The sequence below is a fragment of the Luteibacter sp. KNZ12-1A genome, from assembly GCF_056755675.1.
Genome location: NZ_JBPGXU010000087.1, coordinates 1 through 16,592, shown reverse-complemented (window position 1 = coordinate 16,592; position 16,592 = coordinate 1). Strand labels below are relative to the sequence as shown.

Genomic DNA, 16,592 nt, shown 5'->3' with positions numbered 1-16,592 from the left:
AGTTTCTTCGCCGGGGCCAGGCGGTCTTGCAGGCGATTCATGTAGAGGTAGATCACCGGCGTGAGGTAGAGCGTCAGGATCTGCGACACCACCAGGCCACCCACCACCGCCAGGCCCAGCGGGCGTCGGGTTTCCGCGCCCGCGCCGATGCCCAGCGCGATCGGCAACGTACCGGCGAAGGCCGCCATCGTGGTCATCATGATCGGCCGGAAACGCACGCGGCAGGCCTCGTAGATCGCGTCGAACGGCGTGGCGCCTCCCTCGCGCTGACGTTCCAGCGCGAAGTCGATCATCATGATCGCGTTCTTCTTCACGATGCCCACCAGCATGATGATGCCGACGAAGGCGAACAGGTCGAGCGAGGCCTTGAAGATCACCAGCGTCAGCAGCGCACCGACCGCAGCGGCGGGCAGGCCCGAGAGGATCGTGAGGGGGTGGATGAAACTCTCGTAGAGGATGCCGAGCACGAGATAGATCACGAACACGGCCAGCAGCAGGAGCAGGCCCATGCCCTTGACCGAATCCTGGAAGGCCTGCGCCGTGCCCTGCACGCTGCCGCTCAGGGTCGGCGGCAGTTTCATCTCCGTGGTCGCGCGATCGATGCTCGCCACCGCGTCGCTCAGCGACACGCCCGGGGCGAGATTGAACGACACCGTGACCGCTGGCAGCTGCCCCTGGTGGTTCACCGTCAGTACCTGCGGCTTGCGTTCGAAGCTCGCCACGGTGTTGAGCGGTATCAGCTTGCCACTGTCCGAGGTGACGTAGAGCCTCGACAACACGGCCGGATCGTCCTGCATGCGCCGCTCGACTTGCAGGATCACCCAGTATTGCGTGGCGGCTCCGTAGATCGTGGATATCTGGTTCTCGCCGAACGCGGTGCCCAGCGCCGTCTGCACCTGGTCCATGGTGAGGCCCAGCGGCGCGAGCTTGTCGCGATTGACCGTCACCACCATCGACGGGCTGTTGAGGTCGAGGTCGGTGGTGACGTCCTGGAATCCGGGCAGCTTCTGGAAGGCGGCGACCAGCTTGCCCGACCAGTCGTACAGCGCATGCAGGTCGGTCGACTGCACCGTGTACTGGTATTGCGCCTTGGACTGGCGGCCACCGATCTGGATCGCCGGAGGGTTCTGGATATAGGTGCGGATGCCGGGCACCTCGGCGAACTTGTGTCGCAGTTCCTGGATGATCTCGTCCGGCGTGGTGTGCCCGCGTTCGCTCCGATCCTTCAGGCGCAGGAGCATCGAACCCGAATTCACGGTGGCGCGAGCTCCGCCGGCACCCACGCTGGACATGACCGCTTCGATGTTCGGGTCCTTTCGCGCGATGTCGGCCAGCGATTGCTGGCGCGCGGACATCGCGGCAAAGGAGATGTCGGTCGGGCCTTCGGTCGTGACGCGCAACTGGCCGCTGTCCCCGGCGGGGATGAAATCCTTGGGGACGATCACGAAGAGCAGCGCGGTCGCGGCCAGGCTGAGCGCGAACACGCCCACCACCGTGCGCGGATGGTTCATGCACCAGGCCAGCGAACGCGTGTAACCAGTCGTCACGGCCGAGAACCCGCGATCGAACCAGACCACGATGAAGCTGCGCTTCGCATGGTCGTGCGCCTTGACGAAGCGGCTGCACAGCATGGGCGTGAGGGTGATGGAAACGAAGCCGGAGATCAGGATCGATACGCTGATCACCACGGCGAATTCATGGAACAGGCGGCCCACGATGCCGCCCATGAACATCACCGGGATGAACACCGCGACCAGCGAAAGCGTCATCGAGAAGATCGTGAAACCGATCTCGTTGGCACCTTTCACGGCGGCGTCGAAGGGCGCTTCGCCATGCTCGATGTGACGCATGATGTTCTCGAGCATCACGATCGCGTCGTCCACCACGAAGCCCACGGCGAGCGTGAGCGCCAGCAGGGAAAGGTTGTCGAGGCTGTAGCCCAGCGCGAACATCGCGCCGAAGGTGCCGAGCACCGAGATGGGTAGCGCCACGGCCGGGATCAACGTGGCGGAGGCATTGCCCAGGAACAGGTAGATCACCAGCACCACGAGGATGCCCGCGAGCACGAGGGTGAACTGCACGTCGTGCACGGAATCGCGAATGGATTCCGAACGGTCGTACATCACGCTCAGTTTCACCGAAGGCGGCAGCGTTTCCGTGAACGCGGGGAGCAAGGAAAGGATCTTGTCGACCGTCTCCACCGTGTTCGCACCAGGCTGTCGCTGGATGGCCAGGGTGATCGAACGGTTGCCGTTGAACCAGCTGGCCTTCTGGTCGTCCTGCACGCTGTCGCGTGGCACGGCGATGTCCGAAAGACGAACGGGCGCACCGTTGCGATAGGCGACCACCACCTGGCCATAGTCGGCGGCTCGCATCAACTGGCCGTCCGAACGGATCGACAGCAACTGGCGCCTGCCATTGAGCGAACCCGTGGCCTTGTTGACGTTGGCCGCGGCGATCGCCTCGCGCATCTGGTCGATGCCGATGCCGGTGGCGGCGAGCCTGTCCGGGTCCACCGCGATGCGCACGGCGTATTTCTGCGACCCGTAGACGTTCACCTGGGCCACGCCATCGACCATCGACAGGCGTTGGGCCAGTTCCGTCTCGGCGTAATCGTCGACCGTGGACAGCGGCAACGTGGACGATTGCATGGTGAGGAAGAGGATCGGCGCGTCGGCCGGATTCACCTTGCGATACGTCGGTGGGGTGGGCATGTCCTGCGGTAACTGGCGCTGCGCGGCGGAAATGGCCGCCTGCACATCCTGCGCCGCACCGTCGATGCTGCGATCGAGCGCGAAGGTGACCGTGATCGTGGTCGAGCCCAGCGAGCTGGACGAGGTCATCGAATCGATGCCGGCGACGGTGGACAGCTGTGCTTCGAGCGGCGTCGCCACCGACGAGGCCATCGTCTCGGGAGAGGCCCCGGGAAGGCTGGCACTGATGTTGATCGTCGGGAAATCGACGTTGGGCAGTTCGTTGACCGGCAGCCTGGGATAGGCCGCGATGCCGAAGATGACCAGCGCCGCCATCAGCAAGGTGGTCATCACGGGCCGGCGGATGCAGAGTTCCGGCAGGTTCATGGCATCGCCCTCAGCCCTTGTCGACGCGCACGCGGGCGCCGTCGACGAGCAGCATCTGGCCTTCGGTGACGACGCGCTCGCCCGCCTGCAGGCCCTTGTCGACGACCACGCGATCCGCGCTGGTCGCGCCGGTGACGATCGTGCGTTGCTCCACCGTGTCGTCCGGCTTCACCACGAAGACGAAGGTGCCCGCCGTCGAACTCTGCAACGCCACCACGGGGATGCTGATCGCGTCGATCAGGCGCGTGGTCGGCAGCGTCACCTCGGCGAACTGACCCGGCGTGAGCCGCCCGTCCGCGTTCGCGAAGCGTCCCTTCAGGACGATCGTGCCCGTGGTGGCGTCCACCGCGTTGTCGATGAATTCCAGTTCGCCCGTCAGCGGTTCGCCATCGTCGCCGGGAATCTTCGCGTGCACGGGCAGCGGCCCGCGACGCAGGCTATTGCGCACGGCGGCGAGGCTGTCCTCGGGAATGGCGAAGGCCACGCGGATGGGGTCGACCTGGTTCAACACCACGATGTCGGTGGTGTCGGCGCTCAGCGTGGCACCGGGATAAGCGAGCGGCGCGCCGGTCACGCCATCGAACGGCGCGACGATGGTGGTGAATTCCAATTGGGTCCGCGCGGCACGGGCCGCGGCACGATCGCTCTCCAGCGCGGCGCGGGCCACGCCCAGGTTGGCCTTGTACAGGTCGTAATCGGCACGGCTGACGAAGCCCTTGCCGAGCATGTTCTGGTAGCGCTCCAGGTCCGCCTCCGCCTTCACCAGCTGCGCCTGGTCGCGGGCGACATTGCCCTGGGCTTCATCGTAGGCGGCCTTCAACGGGCGCTGGTCCACGCGAGCGAGCAGGTCGCCCTTCTTCACATGGCTGCCCGGCGTGAAGGCCAGCGATTCCAGCTGCCCGTTGACCCGGGAGCGCACGTTCACCGTCGAATAGGCTTCGGCGCGGCCGATCACCTTCAGGGAGAGGTCGATCTCTCCCTGCGTGGCCACCGCCGTGGCGACCGGGACCCCGGCGGGAGTGGATGCCCCCGCCTTGGGCACATCCTCGCTCCCGGCGTCGTGACGCCAGAGGCCGACACCAAGGGCCACGACAGCCACGAGGCCGACGATGAGGATGAGTTTCTTCCCTGGGGATCGCTGCATCTGGGCTCCGGCCGAACCCTGGAGGGCCCGGTCGCCGCGCTGGGGAACGCGGTCGTTGGTTTCAGGACGGATATCCGTAAAAGCTAACGCACATGGTTGTCGGCCGGTTGACCCGGGGGCTCAGCTTTCTTCGCCTGGGCCGTCGAGCCCTTGCAGGTTTTCCTTCATGCGGTCCAGGACGGCCAGCATGGTCTGCAGGTCGGCCGTGGAAATCCCCTGGGTGGCGTCCCGGCGCAGGCCTCGGGCGATATCTTCCATGTCGTCGATGACACCGCGCGCCTGCTCGGTATCGTGCAGCCGCCAGGCCCGGCGATCCTTGGGGTCGGCCCGGCGTTCGACGAAGCCGGCGGCCTGGAGGCGGTCGATGACGCGGCCCACCGCGATCGGCTCCATGTCCAGCTGTTCGGCCAGTTCGTTCTGACGCATGCCGGGGCGGCGATGCAGGGCCTTGAGGGCACGCCATTGGGCGCGGGTCAGGCCGAAGCGCACCGCTCGCCGATCGAAGTGCTTGCGGAAGAGCAAGGTCACGTCGTTGATGAGGTAAGCGAACGAGATGTCTTCAACTTTGAGCTGGTCGGCCATAACCTTCGGCTGCATTAATAGAACTGACAGGTTGTCATCGTAACTAAATGCCGGCGAGCCGTCACAAGGAGAAAATCCTATGGCTTTCGAGGTGATCCAGGCCGATATCACCACCCTGGCGGTGGATGCCATCGTCAATGCGGCGAACGAGTCCCTGATGGGCGGTGGCGGCGTGGACGGTGCCATCCATCGGGCGGCCGGGCCGGCCTTGCTGGCCGCTTGCCGGGCCATTCCCGAGGTTCGCCCCGGCGTCCGTTGCCCGACCGGAGAGGCCAGGATCACCCCTGGTTTCGCCCTGCCCGCACGGTTCGTGGTCCATACGGTCGGGCCGGTCTGGCGCGGGGGCGAGGATGGTGAGGCCGACCTGCTGGCGGCGTGCTATGCGAATTGCCTCAAGCTGGCCCGCGCGCACCAGGTGGAATCGATCGCCTTTCCGGCCATCAGCGCGGGCGTCTACGGCTATCCCGCCAGCGCGGCGGCCAACGTGGCCGTCGAAGCCTTGCGTACCGCCGAATGGGTTCCGGCTCGGGTGGTTTTCTGCACCTTCGGCGACGCGATGACCCGGGCATACGCGGGGCTGCTGTAGGTCCTAGCGAGGATAGAGCGGCGGGAGGCCATCGCTTCTGTTCACCGCCGGTGGCTCCAACCAGTCGAATCCCTTGGCGAAAGCATCGCGCAACTGGCCGGCCGGATGCTCGCCCCCGGCGAAGCGGGCGCGCTGCAAGGCGGCGATCGCATCCCGTTGCACGCCCTCGCGCAGGGCCACGGAAAGTTCGCCCGGCGTGCGGATGGACGGCCGCACGATGCGTGCCCATTGCAGCAGGGCCCGCTCCGTGGCGGCGAGATCGTCGCCCGCCGCGGCCTTGAGGAAATACTCCTGCGCCGGGCGTTCGCGGGTGATGGCCGGAACGCCGGGATCCGTGGAAGCGCCGGTCGACGAAGCACCGCGCCGAGGCCGGCGGCCGAACACGAACCACGCGGCGAGCGTGACCAGCCACAACACCAAGGCGGCGACGAAGAGCCAGCGCCAGGGCATCCCCGCGCCGGCAAGCGGCGATGGCGCCACGCCCGTCGTCGACGCAGGCGCCGGTGCCGACGCACGAGCTTCCTGGGACGGGCCCGCGGGCACCGGCGCCGCGGTTCCGGAGCCCGCGCCGACGACGATGTCCTGCGCGGGCACGACTGCCACTTCGGCCTTGTCGGAGACGACGTTCCACCAGTGCAGCGTCGTCTCTGGAATATGCAGAGTGCCGATACGCGTCGGTACCACCGCGAAGCTTTGCTGGCGCCGCCCGGTGACCCACGAACCGCTGCTGCCACCGCCGGTCACGGCCTTGTCGGGATAAACGTCCGCGCCATCCAGCTTCGGCAGGGAGAGCGCGGGCAAGGCCTCGAAGGGAATGCCCGTGGCCTCCAGGCGCATGTTCAGGGTGATCGGCTGGCCCACGCGCGCCTTGCCGTCGGCCGGCATGCCATCGAGCGACAGCTTGAGTTCGCGCGCCGGAATCCATGCGCCACCGGCCGCCGAGGCAGGCCGGGCGCGTACGTCGACGCGCGCGCGTTCCGCCACGGCGTTGATGGGCTCCCCGGCGCCGAAGAAGGAGTTCGCGTCCGTCGGGTCCACCGCCGTGCCCTGGAACGTCGGCGGCTGGATTTCCAGCGTGCCCGCGTGCTGGGGAAAGATCGCGTAGTGCCGCTCGACGACGTTGAACCGCCGGCCGCCACGCATGGTCTGGTAGTTCGCGTCCTGGCCGATGCGGCGCACCTCGGCGGCTTCAGCGGACGGGTCACCCAACTGGCCGTCCGCGAGGTTCACCGCGAAGTAAAGGCGCAGCGTGTAGTCGATCTGCTGTCCGACATACGCCTGCGACGGCTCGGCTTTTCCTTCCAGCACGACGGGACGATCCGCCGCGGCGCTGCCGGCGTCGTTGGACGCGGACACGTCGAGCGGCAACGGCTGGGTGCTCTGCCCCGCGATGACCAGTGAAGGCACGGTGAGATGGCCTTCGCGACGGGGACGCAGGGCGATGCCGAGGATCGTGTGCGATTCCCGGCGACCGTTGACGATGCTCAACGAGTGGTTGGTGGACGTGCCCAGTACGACGAAGTCCGGCGTCAACGGCGAAAGATCCGGTGCGCTGGATGTCTCGTCGCCGATCTCGATGTTCAATGTCACGGTCTCGCCGAGACCGATCTTGCCACGGTCGAGCGAAGCCACCGGTGCCGCGGCCTGCGCCCAGGCCAACAGCGGCACGCAACCCAGCAAGAGGCACGACAGGAACCGACGCGGTCTCATTCTTCCGGCTCCGCGCCGTGGCGCCGTTGATACTCGAGCATGAACTTCCTCCGTAACAAGCCACCGGGATCGTCCGGCACGCGCATCAGGGCACGCTGTACGTCGGGCGGCAATTTGGACGACGCATCCTTATCCGATACCACGCCAAGGTCGTGCGCCTGATCGCCATCCTTGCCTTCCTTCGCGTCACGCTGGCCTGCCAGCGCGGCGTCCATCTTCTGCTTGAGCGCTTCCTGTGCCTGCTTCGCCTGCGCCTGCTCGGCTTGGGACTTCGCCGCCGCGTCGCCCTGCGGCGCCTGCGCCTTGCCGTTGTCCTTGCCGCGATCGTCGCCCTCCCCTTCGCCGGCCTTGTCTTTCGCGCCTTGCTGGTCGCTTCCTTCCTTGCCGTCGGCACCGGATTGCTGGCCGCTCTCGCCGTTGCGACCTTCCTTGCCGTCATCCTGGCCTTGTTGCTGGTCCTTGTCGCCGGATTGGCCTTGCGGGTTCTTGTCCTGCTGCCCCTTGCCGCCCTTCTTGTCCTGGTCGCGTTGCTTGTCCTCTTGCTGCCGCTTCAGGAAGTCGGCCACCGCCTTGCGATTGGCGACGGCGTCCGCGTTACCCTGGTTCGCCTTCAGCGCGCGGTCGTACGCGGCGAGCGCGTCCTGGTAGCGCTGCTGTTTCGCCAGCGCGTTGCCGAGGTTGTATTGCGAATCGCTGTCAGTGCCATGCGCGAGCGCCGCTTCAGCGGCCGCGTAGTCGCCGGCGCGATAGGCCGCGGCGCCACGCAGCCCTGGATTTCGCGCCAGTGCCTGGGCGCGTTTCGCATCGCCCTGGGCCAGCGCCTGCGCGGCTTGCTGGTCGCGCGTGCGGAACGCATCGACGACGCCGTCGGCACGCGCGGGCGATAGTGGCAACACGGCCAAGGCAAGCACCAGCAACCATCCGCGACGGAACGCCAGTGCCACGATCGGCAACAGGGGCAGCAGCAACCACGGTCCGCGATCCTGCCATTGGCCGGAGGCGGCCCCTTCGACCGGCTTGCCATCGCCTTCGCCCTGCAACAGGCCTGCAAGCGCGGTCACGTCGGACGTATCGTCGGCCACCGGCATGTAACGCCCGCCACCGGCCTCGGCGACGGCGGCCAGCGAGGCGTCGTCGCGTGGAGCCATCACGATGGCGCCACGCTCGTCCTTCAGGAATCCCCCGTCGTCGGCGGCGATGGGCCCGCCGCGCGTGCTGCCGATACCCAGCACCGATACCCTGTCGCCCGACACGCGCGCGCGACGTGCGGCGGCGACGGCCTCGGCATCGGCGCGATCGGTCACCAGCACGATGGAGCCACCACGCAAGTCGGCGTGACGGATCAACTCGGCCGCCTGATCGATCGCCTTTCCTGGATGGTCGCCTTCCACGGGCATGGTGTCGGGCGCCAGCGCGGTGAGCAAGTCATCCACGCTGTGCGCGTCGGTCGTGAGGGGCGCCACCGTGAAGGGTTCGCCCGTATAGGCGATCAGGGCGTTCATGCCGTCGCGGTTGGCGGCATAGAGTTCACGCACCTTGTAACGGGCGCGGCTCAACCGGTCGGGCACCACGTCGCGCGATGACATGTGCGGCGACATCGACACGACGACCACCTGCGCGGCACGCTCGGCAAACAAGGGTTGCGCTTGCCTGTCCCACGCCGGTCCCGCCAGTGCGAGGATGGCGAGCGAAGCGGCGGTGACGAAGGCGACGACCGGTGCGCGCGACGCCGATGGCGTGCCATCGAGCAGGTAGGGCAGCAGCGCGGGATCGGCGAGGCGGGCCAATACGCGTTCCTCGCCGGAGCGGCGCCCGACCAGCCATGCGATGACGGGAACGAGCACCAGCAACCACAACCAGCGCGGCTCGATGAAATGGAAATCCGCAAGCCACCGGCTCATGTGGCCACCCTTCCACCCGACACATAACGCGGCAGGGCCGCGAGCGCGAAGAACGCCAGCGCGGCGAGCAATGGCCAGCGGAACAGTTCGTCATGCGGCCGCAGTGACGCACCCTGTTGCGGCACGGGCTCCAGTGCGTCGATGGCCCGATAGGCGTCGGCCAGTTCGTTGGTATCGGTGGCCCGGAAGAAACGGCCACCGGTCTGGTTGGCGATGTCGGTGAGCATGCCGACATCCAGGTCGGCGGAGGGATTAACCACGCGGCTGCCGAAGAAATCGGGCACGCGCATGGCGTTCGCGCCGATACCGATGGTGTAGACACGCACACCCGCCGCTTTCGCGGCGCGAGCCGCCTCGCGTGGCGCGATGGAGCCGGCGTTGTTGACACCGTCGGTGAGCAGCACGACCACGCGTGCCTGCTCGGGCATGTCGGCCAACCGCTTCACCGCCACCGCCAGTGCGTCGCCGATGGCGGTCTCGCGCCCTGGCAAACCCACCACCGCGCCATGCAGCTGTGCGCGCACGGCGTCGAGATCATAGGTAAGCGGCGTGACGAGGTAGGCCTGCGAGCCGAACAGGATCAAGCCGAGTTCATCGCCGGCCCGGCGATCGATGAAGTCACCCGCGATCGCTTCCACGGCGGCGAAGCGCGTCACCATCCGGCCGGCCAACTGCATGTCGTCGAGCGACATGCTTCCGGAAAGGTCGACCGCGAGCATGGTGGCACGGCCGCTGCGCCGCTGCGGTTCCGGCGGGCCCAGGTGCTGCGGGCGTGCGGCGGCGGCCACCAGGCAGAGCCACGCGAGCGCGAGCAACACCGTCGCGGAGAACGGTGCCTTCGTCAACGAGGCCTGCACGAGCACGAGCCCCGGCTGCGGCAGGTTCAATGCCTGCGCCGGCTTCACCGGATGCAGCACGCGGCGCAGCAGCCACGGCAATGGCAGGGCGAGGAACATCCACGGCCACGCGAACTCAGGCAGCGACATGATCACGCCTCCCGCGACGCCCGTGCACGGCAGCTCGGCGCCGCATGGCCGCACGCACCCACGTTTCCACGTCGCGCGCCGTGGCTGCGACGTCGAGATCCACGTCGCGCCGGTACTTCGCGGTGTCCAGTGCGACGAGGGTGCCGACATCGTGGTTCGGCACCATGGCGGCCAGGGCGTCATGCCACGATTGTCCGGACTTCGTCACGCTGCTTGCGTCACGGCTTCGGGCGACGCGACGAACGAGGTCGCTTGCCGCCGCCGCGAAAGCTGGCTTGTCGCCGTCCGTCGCGTATCTCGCCATGGCCTCACGCAGATCCGACAATGACGCGTCGACGTGGCGCCGCCATGCCGCACGCCGACGCAGGAAAATCGCCACGCCCACGACCAGCGCGGCGAGCAAAGCGAGCAGGAACCACCAACCGGGCGCCAACGGCCACCACATCGATACCTGCGGCACGTGGATGTCACGCAATTCGGGTCCGTTGTCTGGCATCAACGCCCCCTCGCCGTTCCAAGAAGAGCCACGACGGCGTCGAGTGGATCGGCACTTGTGTCGAGCGTGCGCTGGCGCAGGCCCAGGCCCGTGCAAAGCTCGGTCAGGCGGCGATTGCCCTCGCCGAGGCCGCGCGCGAAATCGGCGCGTTGGCGGTCGCCATGCAGGACTACGTCGTAGTGCGTGCCTTTATGGGCGAACGGATAGCGCCCTGCGGGGGGTTCACCGAGTTCGAGGGGATCGGCCACGGCCAATACCGCGACCTCGGCCTTCGCGACGAGGCCGAGCATCCGGCCTCGCGCCGCCTCGTCCACCGCGAAGCCGTCGCTGACCAGCAGCACCCGCGAGGCGCCGTGCATCAACCTGCCCGCTCGCTGGAGCGCGGCGGAAAGGGTCTCGTCGTCGCCTGGCGGCAAGCCGTCCCAGGTGGCGATGGCGCCTGCCACCGCGAGCGCGCCGCGCGCACCGCCCTGGGGACGCAACAACTGTCGTTGCCCACCGAAAGCCAGCACGCCGACGCGATCCGAACCGCGCACGGCATACCACGCGGCCATGGCGGCCACGCGCGCCGCTTGCACGGACTTGAAGCGCGTGCGCGTTCCGAAACGCATGCTCGCGTTCGTATCCAGAAGGATCAGCAAGCGCCCTTCGCGCTCCTCCTGGAACAACTTCGTGTGCGCGACGCCACTGCGCGCCGTCAGCCGCCAATCCATGCGGCGCACATCGTCGCCGGCCTGGTAGACGCGGGATTCGGCGTAGTCCATGCCGCGCCCGTGCAGCCGCGATGGCTTCTGGCCACTGCGCTGCGCGCGCGAGACCACCGGTGGCGCGGGCGCACGGGCGACACGCGAGCGCAAGGCGATCAGTTCCGGGAGCGACACACGGACGCGCCCATCGGCGATGGGTGCGGTGGCGTTCACGGCAACGGGACGAGATCCAGCAAGCGGTCGACCACGGCGTCGATGCGCACGCCCTCGGCTTCGGCCTCGTAGCTCGGCAGCACGCGGTGGCGGAGCACCTCGTGCGCGATGGCATGGATGTCGTCCGGTACCACGTAGTCGCGGCCGGCAAGCCACGCCCGTGCGCGGGCGCAGCGGTCGAGCGCGATCGTCGCACGCGGGCTGGCGCCCCAGGCGATCCAGCGGGCCAGTTCGGCGCCGTATTTGCCGGCTTCGCGCGAGGCGACCACGAGTTGGGTGATATACAACTCCAGCGGTTCGGCCATGTGCACGTCCAGCACCGCGTCGCGCGCGGCGAACACATCGGCGGGACGCAGCATGTGCGACGGCGGCGGCACCGGATGCAGCGCCTGCCGTGCCTGCTCGCGGGCAAGGCGGAGGATCGCCAGCTCGGCGTCGGCATCCGGGTAACCGATCGTCACGTGCATGAGGAAGCGGTCGAGCTGGGCTTCCGGCAAGGCGAAGGTACCTTCCTGCTCGATCGGGTTCTGCGTGGCCATGACCATGAACAGGTCCGGCAACGGCCAGGTGCGCCGGCCGATGGTGATCTGCCGCTCGGCCATGGCCTCGAGCAGGGCCGACTGCACCTTGGCCGGCGCGCGGTTGATCTCGTCGGCGAGCACGATGTTGTGGAACAGGGGCCCCCGCTCGAACTCGAAGCCACCAGTCTGCGGCCGGAAGATGTCCGTGCCGGTCAGGTCGGCGGGAAGCAGGTCCGGGGTGAACTGGATGCGGTGGAAATCGGCCTCCACGCGCGTCGCCAGGGCCTTGATCGCGGTGGTCTTGGCCAGGCCGGGCGCGCCCTCCACCAGCAGGTGGCCATCGGCCAGCAAGGCGATCAGCAGGCATTCGACCAAGTGCGGCTGGCCGATGATGCCGCGCGCCAGTTCCTCGCGAAGACGAACGAAGGCCGCCTGAAGAGGCGTTGCATCGGTTAGCGATGTGGTCATCTGGGTAACTCGTAACGCGGAATGGCTGATGAGACCACACTCGCGGCGAGAAGTTTAGCCAACCACCGGCAGGGGGCCCCCTGGGCGCCCCTGCCGGTGGCGGCGTTTTCCTTACGAGTTACGACGGATGGTTACGACGTTGTTCGAGAACACCTGGCCCTGGAAATAACCGCAGCGACTGGCGTCCTTGCGCTGGGAGACGACGGCCCAGCCCGTCGGGTAGCCGAACGACAAGCAGACATCGAGTGTCGAGCCGACCGGGAGATCGACGAAATAAGTCATCTCCTGCCAGTTCACGCCCGGAATGCTGCCCGGCGCCGAGCACGGCGAGCGATAACCCTGGTTGGTCTGGATCCAGCCTGAAGTGATCTGAGCCGGCAGCGTATCGGACAGGCAGCCCGACAGGGTCGGCGCCCCGTTCTGTCCCGTGCCCGGTACCGTGGTGGCGGAGGCGGCACCGGACATGGCGAAGGCCACGGCGGCGAAGAGAAGACCGGACAGCAAGTTCTTTCCGTTGAACGTCATGTCAAACCTCACGATTGTGGGAAACCATCACGACGATGGCCTCTTTGAATCACCCCGAGATCTGGATCCCTGACAACCTCGCGAAGGTAGCGCGCTACCGCACCGCGCGACATGCGCCGCATCACATAACTGACGCCGTAAAAAAACGCCCGCGACAAGCGCGGGCGTTCAGACAAGCCGGTGAGCGCGAGCTTATTGCAACGTATCGCTCAGGATGCGCGGCGTGACGAAGATCAGCAGTTCGGCCTTGTTGTTGCCGCGGTTGGTACGGCGGAACAGCACGCCGAGACCGGGGATGTCGCCGAGGCCGGGCACCTTGTCCGTGGTGTTCGACTTGGTGATCTCGTAGATGCCGCCAAGGACCACGGTCTGGCCGTTGTCGACCAGCACCGAGGTGTTGATCTCCCGGGTATCGATCGAGGGGACGAAGCCACCGCCCGGAGACGGCGTGTTGCCGGCGAGGGCATCCTTCTTCACGTTGATCTTCAGGTACACGCGGCTATCCGCCGTGATCGTCGGGGTGACCCGCAGTTCGAGCACCGCATCCTTGAACTGGACCGTGGCGTTCGAGGCGCCGCCGCCCGTGCTGGAGGCCTGGTAGGTCACGTAGCCGATCTGCGTACCCTGCTTGATCACCGCTTCCTGCTGGTTGGCGGTGATGACGCGCGGGCTGGAGATGACTTCGCTGCGACCTTCGGTCTGTGCCGCCGAGAGTTCGAGGTCGACCAGGTAGTTGGCGCCGAGGATCGCCAGGCCGATGCTGCCGGCCGGATTCGAAACGGGCAGGTTCACGTTGTAACCGCCGGGCAGCTCATAAGCGTCACGCGTCGGCAGGTTGCCGGTGCCGCCACTGGCGTTGTACTGGTTCACCGCGTTGGCGTAGTTCACGTCGCTGTTGCGGACGCTCGTCACCAGGCCGGCGGTGCCGGTGCCGTCCGTGCCGCCGCTCAGATTCGGCGTGGTACCGACGATCTGGTTGGCGTTGTTATGGTTGAACGCCTGCGCACCCCAGCGGACACCGAGCTGGCGGGTGAACTGGTCGGTGGCGACGACGATGCGCGATTCGATCAGCACCTGCTGTACCGGACGGTCGAGCGTGCCGATCAGCTCGCGCAGGTCGCGGATCTTGTCCGGCGTGTCGTTGATCAGCAGGGTGTTCGTGCGGTCGTCGAAGGAGACGCTGCCGCGCGGGGAGAGGAAACCGCGGGTCGTGTTACCGCCGGTCGACCCGCCGCCGCCCTGCATGCTGCCGGAGGTCAGCAGCTTGGCGATGTCCTCGGCCTTGCCGTAGCTGATCGGGATGTAGTCGGAAATGAGTTCCGCGGACTCCTGGGCCTTCTGGCGGGCGTCGGCGAGGCTCTGCTCGTAGTTGGCCAGTTCCGCCTGCGGCGCGATCCACACGACGTTGCCGCTGCGGCGCTTGTCCAGGCCCTTGGCACGCAGGATCACGTCCAGCGCCTGGTCCCACGGGGTGTTGACGAGGCGCAGGGTGACGCTGCCGCCGACGCTGTCGGAAGCGACGAGGTTGAGCTTGGCTTCGTCGGCGATCAGCTGCAAGGCGGACCGCACCGGGATGTCCTGGAAGTTGAAGGTCAGGCGCGAACCCGAATACGTCGGCTCCTGACCCTTCGCGTTCTTGCCCGTCGGCGCGGCGGCCTTCTTCGGTGCCACTTCGACGGCGTATTCCGTGCCGTTCTGGTACGCCGAGATCTCGATCTCGCCCTTGGTGCGGATATCCAGGCGGGCACCGCCCGGACGAGAGGTGGGCTCGATGGATTGCACCGGCGTCGCGAAGTCGAGCACGTCGAGGCGCTGGGCGAGCTTCGGCGGCAGGCTCGAACCGGGCAAGCTGACGATGACGTGATCGCCTTCGCGATGCATCTCCGGCGTGGAGGCGCTGCTGCCGAGCGTCACCAGCACGCGTCCCTCGCCGTTCTGGCCGCGACGGAAATCGATGTTCGACACGGGTACGCCGGCGCTGGATGGCAGCGCCTTGGTCGGGTCGGACACGGTCGCGGTCGTCGTCGTGGCACTGCTCGGGCCGTTGTTCACGGTGACGATCAGGTTATTGCCCTGCACGCGCGTCTTGTAGGCGGAATCGCGGAACAATTCGATCGTGACGCGGGTGCGGCCTCCGGCCGACACCACCGAGACGCCTGACGTGGCGCCCTTGCCGATGTCGAGATGACGGGTGCTGTACGCGTTGGTCGTATCCGGCAGGTCGATCGCGATACGCGGCGGGTTGCTGGTCGTGAAGACCTTCGGCTCCGGCGCGGCGTCCGCGAAGGCGAGGGTCAACTCGATGCGGCCTCCCGGCTGCGCGTCGTAGGTGACGTTCTGCAAGGCGTTGGCGGCTGCCGCCGTGCCAGCGAAAGCTCCGGACAAGGCCAGCACGGCGCCGAGGATCCAGCGGCGCGGCCGATGGCGCGCGCTACCCGGCAGATTGAGTTTGGTCGTCATGTGCGTCATCCCCGAGTTCTTATTTTTCGCCGACCGCGATGCTTGCCGGGCGCTCCATCCAGCCGCCGCTGCCATTCGGCACCAGCTCGACCAGATCGATCCGATCCTCTCCGACGGCCGTGATACGGCCGTAGGCCTGCCCCATGTACTCATTTCGGTGAACGCGATGGATCACCCCACCGGGGTCCTTCACGAGTGCCTCCAGCTTGGCACCGGCACCGACCGTGCCAACCATCTTCAGGCTGTCTAGCGAGAACATTTCCAGCGGTTCCTTCGGACGGTTCTCATCCGGGCGCGGACCATTCGCGGCACTCGTGTCCATTTCCGCCGTGCTCGGGCTGAATGGATCGCGGGCACCCTGGTCCTGGTAGGCGAACGTCTCGAACGTGCGGATCACCGGCAACGGCGGGATCGGCTCGCCCTTCTTGTGCTTTTCGGCATCGACCCACTCACGAAGGTCCGACGTGCCGCGCGTGCAGCCGGCGAGCGCCAGGGCCGCGAACAACGCGAGGGCCACGGGCCGAAGGATGGCGTGTGCTCGTGTCATCGCTTCTTCCCCTTCACCGTCTGCGCAGGCTTGGGTGTCTCGTCGTCGTCGAGGTAGCGGTAGGTTTTCACCGTGCCCTGGAGGACGAGTTGCCCGGAACCCACCTTGCCGTCCTTCGCTTCCTTCGGGCTCAACGAGACATCGTGCAGCGTCAGGATGACCACGCGCGGAAGCGAGGCCACGCCACTGATGAAGGTGCCGAACTGGTGGTAAGTACCGATCATGCGCAGCGTGATCGGCTTTTCCGCGTAGAAGTCCTTGGGCGTTTCCGGACCGGGCTGGAACAGCTCCGTCTCGATGCCCGCGGCCAACGCGGTCTGCGAGATGTCGATCAGCAGTTCCGGCATTTCCGTCTTGCTGGGCAGCTGGCGCAGCAGGGTGCGCAGCATGTCCTGCATGTCCGACAGCTGCTGTTCGAGCGCCTCGAGGTTGGCCGACTTGGCCTGCTTCTGCGAGAACTCGGTCTTCAGCCGGTCTTCCTGGCCCTCGGCATTGGTGAGGTCGTCCTGCTGGTTGCTGATCTGGAAATACCAGCCCACGAGCAGCACCACCGCGAACACCAGGATGGTGAAGAACAGCTTGATCGACTTCGGCCAGCCACCGACGTTGTGGCGATCGAGATTGCGCAGGTCGTCGAAGAATTTCATGGCTTGGCTCCTGCCGGGG

At 67.1% G+C, this 16,592-nt stretch carries 14 protein-coding genes; 1 reads left to right on the top strand and 13 read right to left on the bottom strand.

All coding sequences use genetic code 11. The annotated features are described in order from the left end of the window. From ACR9ZJ_RS15155 to ACR9ZJ_RS15145, 3 genes are all read right to left on the bottom strand, one after another. Positions 1-3,080 (bottom strand): efflux RND transporter permease subunit (locus ACR9ZJ_RS15155; protein ID WP_481288205.1); only part of this gene is annotated, 3,080 nt, incomplete at its 3' end. 10 nt (positions 3,081-3,090) lie between these two features. Further along, positions 3,091-4,224, bottom strand: a complete 1,134-nt coding sequence (locus tag ACR9ZJ_RS15150; RefSeq protein ID WP_481281620.1) for an efflux RND transporter periplasmic adaptor subunit — start codon at positions 4,222-4,224, stop codon at positions 3,091-3,093. Positions 4,225-4,344: 120 nt separating this feature from the next. Then, a complete protein-coding gene (locus ACR9ZJ_RS15145; RefSeq protein ID WP_371022576.1) occupies positions 4,345-4,806 on the bottom strand; it encodes a MarR family winged helix-turn-helix transcriptional regulator in 462 nt (153 codons plus the stop codon). A 79-nt stretch (positions 4,807-4,885) separates the two neighbouring features. Between ACR9ZJ_RS15145 and ACR9ZJ_RS15140 the strand changes: the two genes are divergently transcribed. Next, positions 4,886-5,392: an O-acetyl-ADP-ribose deacetylase gene (locus tag ACR9ZJ_RS15140; RefSeq protein ID WP_481281621.1), complete on the top strand. Its 507-nt coding sequence runs from the start codon at positions 4,886-4,888 to the stop codon at positions 5,390-5,392. A 3-nt stretch (positions 5,393-5,395) separates the two neighbouring features. Here the strand turns inward: ACR9ZJ_RS15140 and ACR9ZJ_RS15135 are convergent, their stop codons facing one another. The 10 genes from ACR9ZJ_RS15135 to ACR9ZJ_RS15090 form a co-directional block, all read right to left on the bottom strand. After that, a complete protein-coding gene (locus ACR9ZJ_RS15135; RefSeq protein ID WP_481288204.1) occupies positions 5,396-7,102 on the bottom strand; it encodes a BatD family protein in 1,707 nt (568 codons plus the stop codon). After that, entirely contained in the window at positions 7,099-9,003 is a 1,905-nt protein-coding gene (locus ACR9ZJ_RS15130; protein ID WP_481288203.1) for a VWA domain-containing protein, read from the bottom strand. The genes ACR9ZJ_RS15135 and ACR9ZJ_RS15130 overlap by 4 nt, the downstream gene beginning before the upstream one ends. Then, positions 9,000-9,983: a VWA domain-containing protein gene (locus ACR9ZJ_RS15125; protein WP_481282729.1), complete on the bottom strand. Its 984-nt coding sequence runs from the start codon at positions 9,981-9,983 to the stop codon at positions 9,000-9,002. The genes ACR9ZJ_RS15130 and ACR9ZJ_RS15125 overlap by 4 nt, the downstream gene beginning before the upstream one ends. Further along, entirely contained in the window at positions 9,976-10,485 is a 510-nt protein-coding gene (locus tag ACR9ZJ_RS15120; protein WP_481288202.1) for a DUF4381 domain-containing protein, read from the bottom strand. The genes ACR9ZJ_RS15125 and ACR9ZJ_RS15120 overlap by 8 nt, the downstream gene beginning before the upstream one ends. Next, positions 10,485-11,405 carry a DUF58 domain-containing protein gene (locus tag ACR9ZJ_RS15115; protein WP_481281625.1) on the bottom strand — a complete coding sequence of 307 codons (921 nt, stop codon included), beginning with the start codon at positions 11,403-11,405 and terminating at the stop codon, positions 10,485-10,487. The genes ACR9ZJ_RS15120 and ACR9ZJ_RS15115 overlap by 1 nt, the downstream gene beginning before the upstream one ends. Further along, complete coding sequence (locus tag ACR9ZJ_RS15110) at positions 11,402-12,394, bottom strand: AAA family ATPase (protein WP_481288201.1); 993 nt, start codon at positions 12,392-12,394, stop codon at positions 11,402-11,404. Before ACR9ZJ_RS15110 ends, ACR9ZJ_RS15115 begins: the two co-directional genes overlap by 4 nt. A gap of 111 nt (positions 12,395-12,505) precedes the next feature. Then, positions 12,506-12,919: a hypothetical protein gene (locus tag ACR9ZJ_RS15105; RefSeq protein WP_481281627.1), complete on the bottom strand. Its 414-nt coding sequence runs from the start codon at positions 12,917-12,919 to the stop codon at positions 12,506-12,508. A 192-nt stretch (positions 12,920-13,111) separates the two neighbouring features. Continuing rightward, positions 13,112-15,379: a type IV pilus secretin PilQ gene (locus tag ACR9ZJ_RS15100; RefSeq protein WP_481288200.1), complete on the bottom strand. Its 2,268-nt coding sequence runs from the start codon at positions 15,377-15,379 to the stop codon at positions 13,112-13,114. A gap of 19 nt (positions 15,380-15,398) precedes the next feature. Continuing rightward, entirely contained in the window at positions 15,399-15,926 is a 528-nt protein-coding gene (locus ACR9ZJ_RS15095; protein WP_481281629.1) for a pilus assembly protein PilP, read from the bottom strand. Further along, on the bottom strand, positions 15,923-16,573 hold the full coding sequence (locus tag ACR9ZJ_RS15090) for a type IV pilus inner membrane component PilO (protein WP_481281630.1): 651 nt from the start codon (positions 16,571-16,573) through the stop codon (positions 15,923-15,925). The genes ACR9ZJ_RS15095 and ACR9ZJ_RS15090 overlap by 4 nt, the downstream gene beginning before the upstream one ends. Positions 16,574-16,592: the final 19 nt, after the last annotated feature.

Bases quoted from the DNA above. Each gene is read 5' to 3' on its own strand.
- ACR9ZJ_RS15150 (WP_481281620.1), bottom strand. From the start codon at position 4,224: ATGCAGCGATCCCCAGGGAAGAAACTCATCCTCATCGTCGGCCTCGTG.
- ACR9ZJ_RS15110 (WP_481288201.1), bottom strand. From the start codon at position 12,394: ATGACCACATCGCTAACCGATGCAACGCCTCTTCAGGCGGCCTTCGTT.
- ACR9ZJ_RS15140 (WP_481281621.1), top strand. From the start codon at position 4,886: ATGGCTTTCGAGGTGATCCAGGCCGATATCACCACCCTGGCGGTGGAT.
- ACR9ZJ_RS15120 (WP_481288202.1), bottom strand. From the start codon at position 10,485: ATGCCAGACAACGGACCCGAATTGCGTGACATCCACGTGCCGCAGGTA.
- ACR9ZJ_RS15130 (WP_481288203.1), bottom strand. From the start codon at position 9,003: ATGAGCCGGTGGCTTGCGGATTTCCATTTCATCGAGCCGCGCTGGTTG.
- ACR9ZJ_RS15145 (WP_371022576.1), bottom strand. From the start codon at position 4,806: ATGGCCGACCAGCTCAAAGTTGAAGACATCTCGTTCGCTTACCTCATC.
- ACR9ZJ_RS15090 (WP_481281630.1), bottom strand. From the start codon at position 16,573: ATGAAATTCTTCGACGACCTGCGCAATCTCGATCGCCACAACGTCGGT.
- ACR9ZJ_RS15135 (WP_481288204.1), bottom strand. From the start codon at position 7,102: ATGAGACCGCGTCGGTTCCTGTCGTGCCTCTTGCTGGGTTGCGTGCCG.
- ACR9ZJ_RS15100 (WP_481288200.1), bottom strand. From the start codon at position 15,379: ATGACGACCAAACTCAATCTGCCGGGTAGCGCGCGCCATCGGCCGCGC.
- ACR9ZJ_RS15095 (WP_481281629.1), bottom strand. From the start codon at position 15,926: ATGACACGAGCACACGCCATCCTTCGGCCCGTGGCCCTCGCGTTGTTC.
- ACR9ZJ_RS15105 (WP_481281627.1), bottom strand. From the start codon at position 12,919: ATGACGTTCAACGGAAAGAACTTGCTGTCCGGTCTTCTCTTCGCCGCC.